Annotated in this window: 13 protein-coding genes and 1 tRNA gene; all 14 read left to right on the top strand. The window is 39.0% G+C overall.

What is annotated here, in order from left to right; translation table 11 throughout:
• Positions 1–116: 116 nt before the first annotated feature.
• The 14 genes from glcT to clpX all read left to right on the top strand — a co-directional run bounded on the left by glcT (position 117) and on the right by clpX (position 14,889).
• On the top strand, positions 117–956 hold the full coding sequence (gene glcT / locus ACIFPW_RS10200) for a glucose PTS transporter transcription antiterminator GlcT (RefSeq protein WP_430243974.1): 840 nt from the start codon (positions 117–119) through the stop codon (positions 954–956).
• Positions 957–1,122: 166 nt separating this feature from the next.
• Positions 1,123–3,159, top strand: coding sequence for a glucose-specific PTS transporter subunit IIBC (ptsG, locus tag ACIFPW_RS10205; RefSeq protein ID WP_430243976.1), 2,037 nt, complete (start codon positions 1,123–1,125; stop codon positions 3,157–3,159).
• Positions 3,160–3,190: 31 nt separating this feature from the next.
• Positions 3,191–3,457 (top strand): phosphocarrier protein HPr, encoded by a 267-nt coding sequence (locus tag ACIFPW_RS10210; protein ID WP_136947743.1) that lies wholly within the window; start codon positions 3,191–3,193, stop codon positions 3,455–3,457.
• Positions 3,457–5,184: a phosphoenolpyruvate--protein phosphotransferase gene (gene ptsP / locus ACIFPW_RS10215; RefSeq protein ID WP_194219365.1), complete on the top strand. Its 1,728-nt coding sequence runs from the start codon at positions 3,457–3,459 to the stop codon at positions 5,182–5,184. Before ACIFPW_RS10210 ends, ptsP begins: the two co-directional genes overlap by 1 nt.
• A 192-nt stretch (positions 5,185–5,376) precedes the next feature.
• Positions 5,377–5,826 (top strand): MarR family winged helix-turn-helix transcriptional regulator, encoded by a 450-nt coding sequence (locus ACIFPW_RS10220; RefSeq protein WP_194219366.1) that lies wholly within the window; start codon positions 5,377–5,379, stop codon positions 5,824–5,826.
• Between the two features lie 30 nt (positions 5,827–5,856).
• Positions 5,857–6,654, top strand: coding sequence for a glutamate racemase (gene racE, locus ACIFPW_RS10225; RefSeq protein ID WP_430243980.1), 798 nt, complete (start codon positions 5,857–5,859; stop codon positions 6,652–6,654).
• A gap of 208 nt (positions 6,655–6,862) precedes the next feature.
• Complete coding sequence (locus ACIFPW_RS10230; RefSeq protein WP_430243982.1) at positions 6,863–7,948, top strand: GerMN domain-containing protein; 1,086 nt, start codon at positions 6,863–6,865, stop codon at positions 7,946–7,948.
• Positions 7,949–8,150: 202 nt separating this feature from the next.
• Positions 8,151–8,909, top strand: coding sequence for a ribonuclease PH (rph, locus tag ACIFPW_RS10235; protein WP_430243984.1), 759 nt, complete (start codon positions 8,151–8,153; stop codon positions 8,907–8,909).
• Complete coding sequence (locus tag ACIFPW_RS10240) at positions 8,902–9,495, top strand: XTP/dITP diphosphatase (protein WP_194219370.1); 594 nt, start codon at positions 8,902–8,904, stop codon at positions 9,493–9,495. Before rph ends, ACIFPW_RS10240 begins: the two co-directional genes overlap by 8 nt.
• Positions 9,496–9,603: 108 nt before the next feature.
• Positions 9,604–10,119, top strand: a complete 516-nt coding sequence (locus ACIFPW_RS10245; RefSeq protein ID WP_430243986.1) for a metallophosphoesterase — start codon at positions 9,604–9,606, stop codon at positions 10,117–10,119.
• A 96-nt stretch (positions 10,120–10,215) separates the two neighbouring features.
• Positions 10,216–10,292, top strand: a tRNA-Arg gene (locus ACIFPW_RS10250).
• Positions 10,293–10,705: 413 nt separating this feature from the next.
• Positions 10,706–11,734 carry a tetratricopeptide repeat protein gene (locus ACIFPW_RS10255; RefSeq protein ID WP_430243987.1) on the top strand — a complete coding sequence of 343 codons (1,029 nt, stop codon included), beginning with the start codon at positions 10,706–10,708 and terminating at the stop codon, positions 11,732–11,734.
• Between the two features lie 259 nt (positions 11,735–11,993).
• Positions 11,994–13,286 carry a trigger factor gene (gene tig, locus ACIFPW_RS10260; RefSeq protein WP_194219373.1) on the top strand — a complete coding sequence of 431 codons (1,293 nt, stop codon included), beginning with the start codon at positions 11,994–11,996 and terminating at the stop codon, positions 13,284–13,286.
• A gap of 328 nt (positions 13,287–13,614) precedes the next feature.
• Positions 13,615–14,889, top strand: a complete 1,275-nt coding sequence (gene clpX, locus ACIFPW_RS10265) for an ATP-dependent protease ATP-binding subunit ClpX (RefSeq protein WP_194219374.1) — start codon at positions 13,615–13,617, stop codon at positions 14,887–14,889.
• Positions 14,890–14,963: the final 74 nt, after the last annotated feature.

Consider the following 14,963-nt stretch of genomic DNA (forward strand, 5'->3'; position numbering starts at 1 on the left):
CATGAGTAAGGGGCAACCTAATGGAACGTTTTCTCATTGACGTTCGATCTGTTATTTACTATCATTAGTACGTTCATAATCACAAATGAAACCGGTTTAATGAGGGGAAATTGAACATGAATGGTGAATTTGAAATAAAGAAAATTCTAAATAATAATGTCGTAATTGCCGTTTCGGAGAATAATAATGAAGTCGTTTTAACTGGAAAAGGGATTGGCTTCAATCAGAAACAAGGCGAAAGACTCGATGAATCCAAAGTAGACAAGTATTTTGTTCTTATAGATAAGCATGAGCAGGAACAATATAAGTTATTAGTTCCACATGTACCAGAATCTTTTATCGGCATGATGAATGATACGATTTCGCTGATCGGAGATAAGCTGGATGCGGAGTTAGACGAGCATATCCACGTTTCCTTAACGGATCACCTTTCCTTTGCGATTAAACGCCTTCGTCAAGGATTGGATGTAAAGAATCCTTTTCTAGTCGAAACGCAAACAATGTATCCAAAAGAGTATACAATTGCTGAAGAAGTGATACAGTTAATTAATTATAAGCTTGATGTGGCTCTTCCTGATGGAGAGATTGGGTTTGTTGCGTTACACATTCACAGTGCTATTACCAATAGAAGCGTAGGTAAGCTTAACAAATATTCGGCTTTAATTAGTCAACTCGTTAAAGTCATTGAAGAATCTCTTCGAATTGAAATTAGTCGGACAGGAATTGATTATTTGCGTCTTGTACGTCATCTGAGACATGCGATTGAACGTAGTGAGTTAAATCAACCCGTGGAAGCGCATGAACGATTAGAAAAAGTGTTGAAAGAAGAATATCCAGTGTGCTATAATCTGTCATGGAAGTTGATTAAAATTATGCAGAAGGAACTTCGTACGGATTTTCCTGATGCAGAAGCGGTCTATTTAACGATGCACTTGCAAAGGCTTTCTCCTAAATAATTTCATACTTAACGGTAACGTGTTACTGATACGATCAGGCATGAGTGAAGCCGGAATGACAAAAACTGATTGGGGTATAGTATATCCTGATTGAGTTGTCATACCGTCCACTCATGCCTTTTTTATATTCAAATTTTTTGGGGGAAAAATAAAAGGAGGAAAACACATGTTTAAACAGGCTTTCGGGGTTTTACAGCGCGTTGGTAAAGCGCTAATGCTTCCAGTTGCAATTTTACCTGCTGCTGGACTATTACTAGGTTTTGGTAATGCATTTCAAAATCCAACTTTACTTGAAAAACTACCGTTCTTGTCAGCTGAATGGTTCCAGCTTCTTGCTACTGTCATGGAGGAGTCTGGTGGGATAGTATTTGCTAACCTTGCACTACTATTTGCGGTTGGTGTAGCAATTGGATTATCTGATGGAGACGGCGTTGCGGGTATTGCAGCAATTGTAGGTTTCCTTGTTATGAATATTACAATGGGTGTACTTGAAGGCGTATCAGCTGATCAAGTTGCTGAAAGCGCATCATATGCTAATGTGCTGGGTATACCTACATTACAAACAGGGGTTTTCGGAGGAATTATTGTCGGTATTCTTGCCTCCTATATGTATAAACGGTATTATAATATTCAACTTCCTCAATATCTTGGTTTCTTTGCTGGGAAACGATTTGTTCCAATTGCTACGGCGGTTTCAGCTTTGATTCTTGGTGTAATTATGATTTTCGTTTGGCCACCTGTACAATCTGGCCTAAATGCTTTCTCACACAACATGCTTGATGCTAATCCAGCTCTTGCTGCATTTGTATTCGGTGTTATTGAACGGTCGTTAATTCCATTTGGACTGCACCATATTTTCTACTCACCATTTTGGTTTGAGTTTGGACAATATACAAATGCTGCTGGTGAAATCATTCGAGGAGATCAAAAGATTTTCTTCGAACAGTTGAAAGATGGTGCTGAGTTAACTGCTGGTACATTCATGACTGGTAAATTCCCGTTTATGATGTTTGGTCTTCCTGCAGCAGCGCTTGCTATGTATCATGAAGCTAGACCAGAAAAGAAAGCGGTTGTAGCAGGAATCATGGGCTCGGCTGCACTTACTTCATTCTTAACGGGGATAACTGAGCCGCTTGAATTTTCTTTCTTATTCGTAGCTCCAGTCCTTTTTGGAATTCATGCGATTTTTGCAGGTCTTTCTTTTATGACAATGGCTTTACTTGATGTTAAAATTGGTATGACTTTCTCTGGTGGTGTCATTGATTTCCTTCTATTCGGAGTACTTCAAGGTAGAACTGCCTGGTGGCTTGTTATTCCAGTAGGGTTAGTATTCGCATTAATCTATTACTTCGGCTTCCGTTTTGCGATTCGTAAGTTTAACTTAATGACTCCTGGACGAGAAGAAGATGAAGAGGATGAAATTGCTGACGATGGTCAGGACAATACAGCGCTTGCTTACAATGTGCTTCAAGCTCTTGGCGGTGAAAGCAATATTACAAGTCTTGACGCTTGTATTACACGACTTCGTGTTTCTGTTTCAGATAAAGGCGAAGTGGATAAGAAGCGTTTGAAACGTCTTGGTGCATCAGGTGTTATGGAAGTAGGAAATAACATTCAGGCTATTTTTGGAACGCAGTCCGATGGTTTGAAAGGACAAATCAGAGATATCATGAGTGGAAAAACACCAAAGCCACTTCAAGATGAGAAAAAAGAAGAAAAGAGTGAGCAAACTTCTGGATTGAAGGGTGCTGATCATCTTATTTCTCCTCTAGAGGGTAAGATTATGCCAATCACGGAAGTGCCTGATCAGGTCTTTTCTGGTAAGATGATGGGAGACGGTTTTGCGATTGAACCAACTGATGGCTTGATTGTCGCACCGGTTGATGGCAAAATAATGAATGTGTTCCCAACGAAGCATGCAATTGGTATTGAGTCTGTTAATGGACGTGAGATTCTAATTCACGTTGGAATTGATACGGTTAACCTCAAAGGTGAAGGTTTTGAAGTATTCATTAGCGAAGGCGATGAGATTAAGCAAGGACAGAAGCTTATGAAGGTTGATCTCTCATTTATTAAAGAGAATGCAACATCAACTATTACGCCTATTGTATTTACTAACCTTGAAGAGGGAGAAACAATTGATCTTTCGAAAGAAGGAACTGTTTCTCGGGAAGACAAAGATATTATTACAATATCAAAATAAAAAATATAACATTTGAAAGAGGGAATTGAAAATGGCAGAGAAAAATTTCACAGTAACAAGCGAATCAGGAATCCACGCACGCCCAGCGACAGCACTAGTAAACAAAGCAGGTCAATACAGCTCTGACGTAACGCTTGATTACAACGGGAAGTCTGTAAACTTGAAATCCATCATGGGTGTTATGAGTCTTGGTATCCAACAAAATTCTGAAATCACTATCAAAGCAGAAGGATCAGATGCTGACGATGCGATTGCAGGACTAACTGAAGTTATGGAAAACGAAGGTCTAGGCAAGTAATGTCTAACCAACTGACTGGAATTGGCGCTTCTGCGGGAATTGCTATCGCTAAAGCGTTCGTACTTGAAAATCCGGCACTTGAAATTGAACAAAAGTCAATTACTGATGCTGGTGCTGAAATTGAACGTTTTGAAGCGGCCGTTCATCGTGCTAAAGAAGAACTAGAAGTCATTAAGAATCACGCCAATGAACAGCTCGGAGAAGATAAAGCAGCGATTTTTGCTGCTCATCTTCTCGTTTTATCTGATCCAGAGTTGTTGAATGCAGTGAAAGATAAAGTTAATAATGAAAAAGTAAATGCTGAAAGTGCAATGAGTGAAGTTTCCAATATGTTTATTAGCATGTTTGAGAACATGGATAATGAGTATATGAAAGAACGTGCTGCTGATATTCGAGACGTATCTAAACGTGTACTGGCTCATTTACTTGGCGTTACGTTTACATCTCCAGGAGCAATCACCGATGAAGTTATTGTTCTAGCTGAAGATCTCACTCCTTCTGACACTGCTCAATTAAATAAGCAGTTTGTTAAAGGGTTTGCGACGGATATTGGTGGTAGAACATCTCACTCTGCTATCATGGCGCGTTCAATGGAAATTCCAGCTGTCGTTGGAACGAAAACCATTACTTCTGAAGATGTGGAAGGTAAACTAGTTATTATTGATGGTATCGATGGTAATGTGATCGTTGATCCTTCTGAAGAAGAAATTGCGGAATATACAAAGAAAAAGGAACACTTTGAAGCTAAAAAACAAGAGTGGGCGAAGCTTGTTAATGAGCCAACAACAACGAAAGATGAGAAACATGTTGAGCTTGCAGCAAACATCGGAACTCCTGAAGATGTAAAAGGTGTCCTTGAAAACGGTGGAGAAGGCGTCGGCCTTTATCGTACTGAATTTCTATATATGGGCCGTAACGAATTGCCATCAGAAGAAGAGCAGTTCAAGGCTTACAAAGAAGTTCTTGAAAAAATGGATGGTAAGCCTGTCGTAATCCGTACACTTGATATCGGTGGAGATAAAGAGCTACCTTACTTAAATCTTCCGAAAGAAATGAATCCATTCCTTGGGTTCCGTGCGATTCGTCTTTGCCTGGAAGAGACGGAAATTTTCCGTACTCAGCTGCGTGCACTTCTTCGCGCAAGTGTTTTCGGTAACTTGAAAGTAATGTTCCCTATGATTGCAACTGTCGGTGAATTCCGTCAGGCTAAAGAGATGCTTCTTTCTGTTAAAGAGGAGCTAATCGGGGAAGGTATTCAGGTATCAGAAGATATTGAAATTGGTATGATGGTTGAAATTCCTGCAACGGCGGCAATGGCTGACGTTTTTGCTAAAGAAGTTGATTTCTTTAGTGTTGGAACTAACGATCTTATTCAATATACGATGGCTGCTGATCGTATGAATCAAAAGGTATCTTACCTTTACCAACCATATAATCCTGCAATTCTTAGGCTTGTTAAAATGGTCATTGATGCAGCTCATAAAGAAGGCAAGTGGGCTGGTATGTGTGGTGAAATGGCGGGAGATCAGATTGCGATCCCAATCCTTCTTGGTCTTGGACTCGATGAATTCAGCATGAGTGCTACTTCGATTTTGCCTGCTAGAAGTCAAATGACGAAGCTATCTAAAGAAGAGATTTCTTCTCATATCGATCACATTCTTTCACTTGCAACAAATGAAGAAGTGGTTGCCTATGTACAAGAACATTTCGCAACGGAAGAGCTATAGGAAACTATAGCTCTTCTTTTTTTTATTTACATATGTTCATGATTCGTTTTTGGGCAATGATGAATTCGGTAAGTCTTTTACGCTACTTCTTATACATGGGCATATGAATAAGAAGTTAGGAGGAGTCATCTCTTGCAATTCATATCGGTTACAATCAAAATAGAATGTAAGATATTATAAGGGGGAGACTAGATGTCTGAAGAATTAACAAGAGAACCAGCGTCAATTGTTGATATAGAGAAATCACTTCGTATGGTTGCTGGTATTATTAAACAACATGGACGGGAACTTTTGAGTGAATTTTCCATTACACCTCCTCAATTTCTTGCGCTCCAATGGCTTTCTGAATACGGTGATTTAACTATTGGAGAACTGTCTAATAAAATGTATCTTGCCTGTAGTACGACGACGGATCTCGTGGATCGTATGGAAAAAACGGAGCTAGTAAAACGAGTGAAAGACCCACACGATCGACGAGTCGTACGAATTCATATATTAGATAAGGGAAATGAAATAATTAAAAAAGTGATTCATAAAAGACAGGTCTATTTGGAAAACATTACCCAGAAATTCTCGGGGGATCAAGTAAAAGCACTTGAAGAAAGTTTGCATTTACTTTATGACGAAATGAAAAAGAACTAACTGGACCGGTAAGTAGAGAGGCGAAATATTTTGAAGAAACCAATCGGGGTTATTGATTCAGGTGTTGGCGGACTAACGGTAGCAAGAGAGATTATGCGACAGCTACCAAAAGAAGAAATTGTTTATTTAGGTGATACAGCAAGATGTCCTTATGGGCCAAGAACGGTTTCTGAGGTGAGGCAGTTCACCTGGGAAATGACGAATTACCTATTAGAGCAATACCATATTAAAATGCTCATTATTGCTTGTAATACTGCGACCGCTGTCGTTCTTAAAGAGATTCAAGATGAACTATCTATCCCCGTAAGAGGTGTTATTCATCCTGGAGCAAGAAGTGCTTTGAAAGAAACGACAAATAAGTATGTTGGAGTAATTGGAACGACTGGTACTGTAAAAAGTCGAGCTTACGAGTACTCCCTTAAAGCTATTGATAATGATATTAAAGTGGAAAGTCTTGCGTGCCCTCCCTTTGTGCCGCTGGTCGAAACCGGAAATCTGAACAGTGAAGAAACGTATCAGACTGTCAGAAGCACGCTTGCCCCATTGATGGATAAAGGAATCGATACCCTGATATTAGGATGTACACATTATCCATTATTAGAATCAGTGATTCAATCAGTCATGGGAGACGATACAGCCATTATTTGTTCAGGCGATGAAACAGCGTATGAAGTGAGTGGTATTCTAGAGTACAGTTCACTTTTATATACAGGTGATGAACGTCCATCGCATACATTTCTTACAACTGGATCAATTGACAACTTCGCTAGGATTGCGAGCCATTGGCTCGATTATCCTGTAGCTAATGTTGAACGTATCGAACTCTAATCTATCAAAGATTAGAGTTTTTTAGTTATCAAAAAATTAATCTTTCTCAAAAAATTTCTAGAAATCACCAAGGTTCAATATCGTAGCCAATTTTTGAAGCTCGTATCTCTCCTAATAAATGATAAAACAAGTTATTCAAATTACTCAGGTATAAATTGAAATATAACTCGTATAAATGGTAGTACAAACCATCCGGGGAGGGATAGCTATGCGTTTACGCGGAATTGGGTTCGCGCTATTGTTGCTTTCATGTATATTAACAATATCTGGTTGCGGTTTCGGTTTTGAAAAATCATTAAAGGAAATCGATCCTCCTAAAGTCGATTATGTAAAAGATGGAGAACAGATGGAGGATAATGAGACAGGTGCTACAAAAGAAGGTGAAGTAGAAGAAGCGACGGGTGAAGAGGCGGCTGATGAAGCTAATGGAATGACGACTCGTCAACTCTATTTACTTGATGCCAATGGAATGGTTGTGCCACAGAGCGTTCAACTTCCTGCCGTAGAAGGTGCTGCAAAGCAAGCGTTAGAATACCTTGTTGTTGATGGTCCAGTGACAGAAATGCTTCCTAACGGTTTTAAAGCTGTGTTGCCTGCTGGAACTGTTATCCAGGGCGTTGATCAAGTTGATGAAACGGTGGTTGTGGATTTCTCAAATGAGTTTAAAGATTATGCTGCAGAAAATGAGAAACAAATTCTTGAGGCTGTCACTTGGACATTAACTCAATTTGACGGAATTGAGAAGGTGAAAATTCAAATCAATGGCTATGATCAACAGGAAATGCCTGTGAATGGGACGCCAATCGGTGAGAGTGTTAGCAGGGCAAATGGGATTAACCATGAGATGGGTAATGTGGTTGATGTTTCCAATAGCGAAGATGTAACCGTCTATTTCATGGCTCAAAGTGAAGACTATGCATACTACGTCCCAGTTACAAAACGGATGGAAGGCGTCTCGGATGATGTGCGAGGCGTATTGAAAGGACTAATGGAAGGACCGGCAGTTCATTCCGGCTTATTTAGTCAACTATCTAAAGACGTAAAATTATTGAAGGCTAAAGAGGAAGATGGTTTATTAACGCTAGATTTTAATGAAGCGATCTTAACTGGATCAGAAGAGATGGTTATTCAGAAAGATATTATAAATAGTCTGGTTCTTTCGTTAACCGAGAAGGAAAGCATTAGTGAAGTAGCTATTACTGTTGATGGTCACCCAGAAGTCATTGATGAAGCTGGTAATGCTTTGTCAGAACCAGTTTCAAGGCCAGAAGACGTTAACAAAGTGGGTTTTTAAAATAGAATATGATACGATTAAGAGGCAGGTGTACTGCCTCTTTTTCTATTTAAATGAAGGTTAGTTAGGCTTATTACGTTTAAATTCATGGGTCATCTAAAATTCAGTAACGTTTATTAACATAGTCTAGAAAAGATAAAAGGTAGTTTCATTAAATGGTTATGATTTAGTAATGAAAGAGATGGGGAACAGGAGGAAGAGTATGAGAATTGATGGACGTAAGGAAGATGAGCTTAGAGTGATACATATTGAAAGAGATTATATAAAGCATCCGGAAGGTTCTGTATTAATTACTGTAGGAGATACAAAAGTGATTTGCTCTGCATCAATAGAGGATCGCGTACCACCTTTTATGCGAGGACAGGGGAAAGGGTGGATTGCAGCCGAGTATGCTATGTTGCCAAGAGCTACTGAACAAAGAAACATTCGTGAATCAAGTAAAGGAAAAGTTGCTGGTCGAACAATGGAGATTCAGCGACTAATTGGAAGAGCACTTCGGACGGTAGTTGACCTTGAAGCACTTGGAGAACGCACGATTTGGATTGATTGTGATGTAATTCAGGCAGATGGCGGCACTCGAACTGCTTCTATTACTGGCGCATTTGTAGCACTTGCACTGGCTGTAGAAAAAGGTATGAATCGAAAGCAAATTAAGAAAATGCCATTAACTGATTTTCTTGCAGCCACTTCGGTAGGAATTGATCAAGGTGGAACGGCTTTATTGGACCTTTGTTATAAGGAAGATTCCTCTGCTCATGTGGATATGAATATTGTTATGACTGGTAGTGGGGAATTCGTGGAACTACAGGGAACAGGTGAAGAAGCAACGTTTAATATGAATCAATTAAATGAAATGCTTGCGCTAGGTAAAGATGGTGTTGAGAAATTGATTCAGAAGCAAACAGAAGTGATCGGTGAGTTTGCTTCAAAAATAAAGGAGGAATCTACGGACGATGCGTAAACTTCTTATTGCAACAAAGAATGAAGGTAAAGTAAGAGAATTTAAGAGAAGGTTCGAGTCAGAAGAGCTTACTGTAATTTCTTTATTGGATCTCGAAGAAGCGCCTGACGTGGCAGAAACTGGTCATACTTTTGCGGAGAATGCCGTACTAAAAGCCGAAGCCATTATGAAATTAACAAACCAACCGGTTATTGCGGATGATTCTGGGCTTGTCATAGATGCACTTGATGGTGATCCCGGGGTTTATTCGGCTAGATATGCAGGACTCGATAAAAATGATGAAGCAAACATGGACAAAGTTCTCGAAGAAATGAAGAATGTACCTGAAGAAGATCGTGGAGCTTCTTTTCAATGTATTCTAGCGGTCGCCATCCCTGGTCAAAACACGGAAGTTTTTTCGGGTTCATGCAAGGGGACAATTGCTTTTGAACGTTCTGGAAACTACGGGTTCGGATATGATCCGATTTTCTACCTGCCTTCATACGGTAAAACGATGGCTGAACTTTCTCCTGAAGAAAAAAATGCTATCTCACATAGAGGACAAGCTCTTGATCGTTTAGAAAAGGGATTTAAGGATTTATTTTAAAACATATGGATAACTAATGATTTGAACTCGTTGAATATACGGCTTCTTTGCCTGAGTTAACATTAATAGCATTCATGACTCGACTCTAAATTGAAGAGGTGACGTGAGATGAAAGTTCTAGTTGTAAGTGATAATCATAGTTCTAAGGAAGAATTGCAGAATCTTGTAGAGAGACATCAAAATGAAGTCGAATGTATGATCCACTGTGGAGATTCAGAATTTGATTATGATGCATCTGAAATGCTACCTTTTCAGGTGAGAGTGAGTGGAAACTGTGATTACGACCATCGTTATCCAGATGAATCGGTCGATAAAGTAGGGGACAAAACTGTTTTTACGACCCATGGACATTTATATAATGTGAAAATGACGTTAATGAAATTACAGTATAAAGCTGAAGAAGTACAAGCGGATCTTGTTTGTTTTGGTCATTCTCATGAGGTCCTATCTGTATATGAGGAAGGAACACTGTTTCTTAATCCTGGTAGTGTCAAACTTCCGAGAAAACCGCCGATTCAAACTTATGCGATTGTAGAATGGTCTGAAAATGATGTTAGCGTGACGTATCGTGATGAAAATGGGGAAATAGTAGAAGATCTTTCAAAAATATTTTCTCTCACTTAGGAAAAAACACAGCGAAGGCTGTGTTTTTCTAGTTTTTCTATTGACATTATTTTTGATATTCGTTATATTAATAAATGTCGCTACAAACTAAACAATGTCCCAGTAGCTCAGTAGGATAGAGCAACAGCCTTCTAAGCTGTGGGTCGGGAGTTCGAATCTCTCCTGGGACACCATATTTATAACGTAAAGGCATTTATCATTGTGATAAGATGGCTTTTTTTTTATACTTTGAGCAGTGTGAATGAACGTTGTTGATTTTTGGCTTATTTTCACCATGTGAAAATAAGGTTTCACTTGAATGAGCCCAAAACGACATTTCATCAATATAACCTAACATAGCTTACACATTAATGAGTACGTTCAGAAACGGTGCTGTACTGTGACTTGCTTTCAGGGGAACAATCACTTATCGTAGCGCTTTACTAATAGAGCGTGTGAAACAATAAACAAGCGGGAATAGAACCTGTAACGTGCTTCAACTTGAGTTTACAGGTGGATACTGATAAACTGATACCTAATCGTAGCTGCGCCTTTCCTGCTGTAAACTCTTTTAATAGAGAATATAAGAGAGTGGAGCGATTACGTCATGGATAAAGAAAAGCATGAGAGGAAAATAGTTTATTTTCCAAACGTGGCAGGCAAGCTTGTCGAAAAAGGAATGGCAGCACTTAAAGCTAAAGAAATTAAAGAGGCACATAAACATTTTAGTCAGCTACTTGAAATCGAACCAGATCATCCTCAAGGGAATTTTGGAATGGTCCTAAGCCTGGTTGAAATGGGCGATTTAAAAGAAGCATCTGAACGCTGTGAAACAATGATGCAGCAGGGTATCGGGGACTATTACGACATTTTTCAAGTATACATATCAATTTTAGTTCAGCTTGGAAAGTATCAGAATGTAGTTACGATGATCGAAGCGGTATTGCAAGAAAATCAACTTCCGTCAAATATAGCGGAATCGCTCTATCAGCTATTGCATTTCAGCAGGCAAATGACGAGTTATGATATCGATTCTGACGATGAGTTTGAAACTGTCCAAGAGGAAGATGCAGACAAGCTAATTGCTTATTTAGAAAGCAATAAGACGGAAAAACAGTGGTTGGCTATACAGAAACTGAGCGCTGTTAATGAGAAAAAGTCTATTCCAGTTTATCTTACATATTTAAATGCAACAGATAAGGATCCCCTCCTTAAAAGCCTGGTGTTACAGGTTTTAAGAGAAAAAGAGTTGAATCAAGAAGTTATCGTACATAAGTTTGGAAGAGAGATTACTGTAAATCCTTCCGAATTGAAGGATATTTTTCTGCAGGACTTTTCTTTAAGCGTTAAATCGAAACTTTCTCATGTGGTGGAACAGAAAAACCCAGCTCTTTTTGAGATGTGTATGCAAATTTGGCGGCATTATTTGTTCGCCATTTCGCCATTTGAAGCCGAACCATCGAACAGTGCTGTTTGGGCGGCAGCTGTTCATAAAGTGGCTTCTGAAATGAATGGTGAAGACTTGTTAAATGAGGAGCTTAGCGATTATTATGAAGTTAAGTCTTCTGAATTTGAGGTGGCTGCAAATCGGATCATGAACATTGAAAATCAGCCATTTTATCGCCCGTTTGAGTAGAAATACATGGAAATAGAATGTTTTGCCTTGCGATCATTCGGGAACATAGGTAAGCTGTACTATGGTTACGCGGTTTACAATCATACCGTATGTGTTGAAAAGTAACTGTTCTATGTTATAATAAAATGGTTGCAAACCCATATTTACTAGTGAAAGAGACCGTTTAAAAGACAGCAGACGCTTTTATACTCCAAAAGGCGTCATCTTTTTTAAACGCTCGATTAGTGGAAATATATTTATTGTTGGAGGTAATGTGTAAATGACTGCAAATTGGGAAAAGCTTGAAGGTAATCAGGGCGTTCTTACAGTAGAAGTAGACGCTACTGAGGTTAATAGTGCGCTGGACGAAGCGTTCAAAAAAGTCGTAAAACAGGTTAATGTACCTGGATTCCGTAAAGGTAAAATGCCACGCTCTCTTTTCGAAAAGCGTTTTGGTGTAGAATCTCTTTATCAAGATGCTCTTGATATTATTCTTCCTAAAGCTTATTCAGAAGCTATCGATGAATCTGGTATCGAGCCAGTTGATCGTCCGGAAGTAGACGTGGAGCAAATGGAAAAAGGTCAAAACTTGATCTTCAAAGCAACAGTAACTGTTAAGCCTGAAGTAAAACTTGGCGAATACAAAGGTCTTGAAGTTGAAGAACAAGAGACAAGCGTTACAGATGAAGAAGTGGAAGCAGAGCTTAAGTCACTTCAAGAAAAGCAAGCTGAGCTTGTTGTTGTTGAAGATGGAGAACTTCAAGAAGGCGATACAGCAGTAATCGACTTCGAAGGTTTCCTTGGTGAAGAACCATTTGAAGGTGGACAAGGCGACAACTATTCATTAGAAATTGGTTCAAACACTTTCATTCCTGGCTTTGAAGAGCAACTAATTGGTGAGAAAGCTGGTGCTGAGAAGGAAGTAACAGTTACTTTCCCTGAAGAGTATCATGCTGAGAATCTTGCTGGTCAAGAAGCGACATTCAAAGTTAAAATTCACGACATTAAGCGTAAAGAACTTCCTGAGCTTGATGATGAGTTCGCTAAAGATGTAAACGAAGAAGTAGAATCACTTGATGAGCTTAAGAAAACAACGAAAGAAAATCTTGAGAAACAAAAAGCAGAAGATGCTGATGTTCAAAAGAAAGACACGTTGATTGAAAAAGCTACTGAAAACAGCGAGATTGACCTTCCATCCGCTATGGTAGATGCAGAAGTTGACCGCATGCTTCAAGAATTTGAACAGCGTCTTCAACAACAAGGTATGAACCTTGAAATGTACTACCAGTTCTCTGGTCAGGATGAAAAAGCACTTCGTGAGCAAATGCAAGAAGACGGTGAAAAGCGCGTGCGTACTAACCTAACTCTTGAAGCAATTGCTGAAGCTGAAAATGTGGAAGTTTCTGAAGAAGAAGTGAATGAAGAACTTTCTAAAATGGCTGCAATGTACAACATGGAAGAAGAACAAATTCGTTCAATGCTTACTATGCAGGGTGGCACTGATGCACTTAAAGGTGACCTACGCATCCGTAAAGCAATCGATGTTCTTGTAGACAACAGTAAAAAAGCTTAATACAAGCTATTAGATTGGCTTATTTAAAACAAGGCGCTTAATCGCGCCTTGTTTTTTACAAAAAGAAGTAGTAATGAAATGTAACAAATTTGCTAAACATAGTAGTAAGACAAAGAACTTGATACATAATAAGCTTTAAAGAGTCGTTTTATTTCGTATCCTTTTGCGTTATATGATACAATTTCATTACATAAATAGGATGAGAAACCAGTGGTGGATGCCCGTTAAGATTACTTCATGAGTAATTAAAGTTCAATTGGACTGACGGAGTTCCTTTGCAGATAGACCTACTCGGATTTCATCGAGATCAAAGGTTAGGGGTGAATTCATGTTTAAATTTAACGATGAAAAAGGACAACTTAAATGTTCTTTCTGTGGTAAAACGCAGGATCAAGTCCGTAAGTTAGTAGCAGGACCAGGTGTTTATATCTGTGATGAGTGTATTGAATTATGCACTGAGATCGTTGAAGAAGAACTTGGAACTGAAGAAGAGGTGGACTTCAAAGAAGTACCGAAACCTCATGAAATTTGCCAAATTCTTGATGACTATGTCATTGGGCAGGAAAAGGCGAAAAAATCACTTTCAGTAGCCGTTTATAATCACTATAAGCGTATTAATGCATCATCTAAACCTGATGATGTTGAGCTTGCGAAAAGTAATATTGCACTAATTGGACCAACAGGGAGCGGTAAAACGCTTCTCGCACAAACGCTAGCTAGAATTCTGAATGTGCCTTTTGCTATTGCGGATGCTACTTCATTAACTGAAGCTGGGTATGTTGGGGAAGATGTTGAGAATATTCTTCTTAAACTCATTCAAGCTGCAGATTACGATGTAGAAAAAGCTGAAAAAGGGATCATCTACATTGATGAAATTGATAAGGTAGCTCGTAAATCTGAGAATCCTTCTATTACACGTGATGTTTCTGGTGAAGGTGTTCAGCAAGCGCTACTCAAAATTCTTGAAGGTACAACTGCTAGTGTGCCTCCGCAAGGTGGACGTAAGCATCCTCATCAAGAATTTATTCAAATTGATACAACAAACATTCTCTTCATTTGCGGGGGAGCGTTTGATGGAATTGAACAAATTATCAAACGTCGTCTTGGTAAGAAAATTATTGGATTTAGTGGCGAAGCAAAACAAGAAGATCTTAAACCAGGTGAATACCTAGGTAAGGTTCTTCCTGAAGACCTCCTTCGTTTTGGACTGATTCCTGAATTTATTGGCCGTCTTCCGGTTATTGGAAGCCTTGAGCCTCTAGACGAAGAAGCACTAGTAGAAATTCTTACAAAACCTAAAAATGCATTAGTGAAGCAATATCAAAAACTTCTTGAACTTGACGATGTTGAACTGGAGTTTGAAGATGATGCACTAGTAGAAATTGCGAAACAAGCAATTGAAAGAAAAACTGGTGCACGTGGACTTCGATCGATTATTGAAGGAATTATGCTTGATGTTATGTATGACCTTCCTGCTCGTGAAGAGATTAAGAAGTGCGTTTTGTCAGCTTCTACAGTAAGTGAGAAGACTACGCCTAAATTGATTCTTGAAGATGGTTCTGTTATCGACGAAGATAAGAAATCACCTAAAGAAAGTGCATAATTTCAAAGCCAATCGCCTGCGGGTGATTGGCTTTTTTGTGAGATGCCCTATCCAATTTGTGGATTGCCGGTTTA

Source organism: Pseudalkalibacillus sp. NRS-1564, from assembly GCF_050467905.1.
Taxonomy (GTDB): Bacteria; Bacillota; Bacilli; order Bacillales; family Guptibacillaceae; genus Guptibacillus; species Guptibacillus hwajinpoensis_B.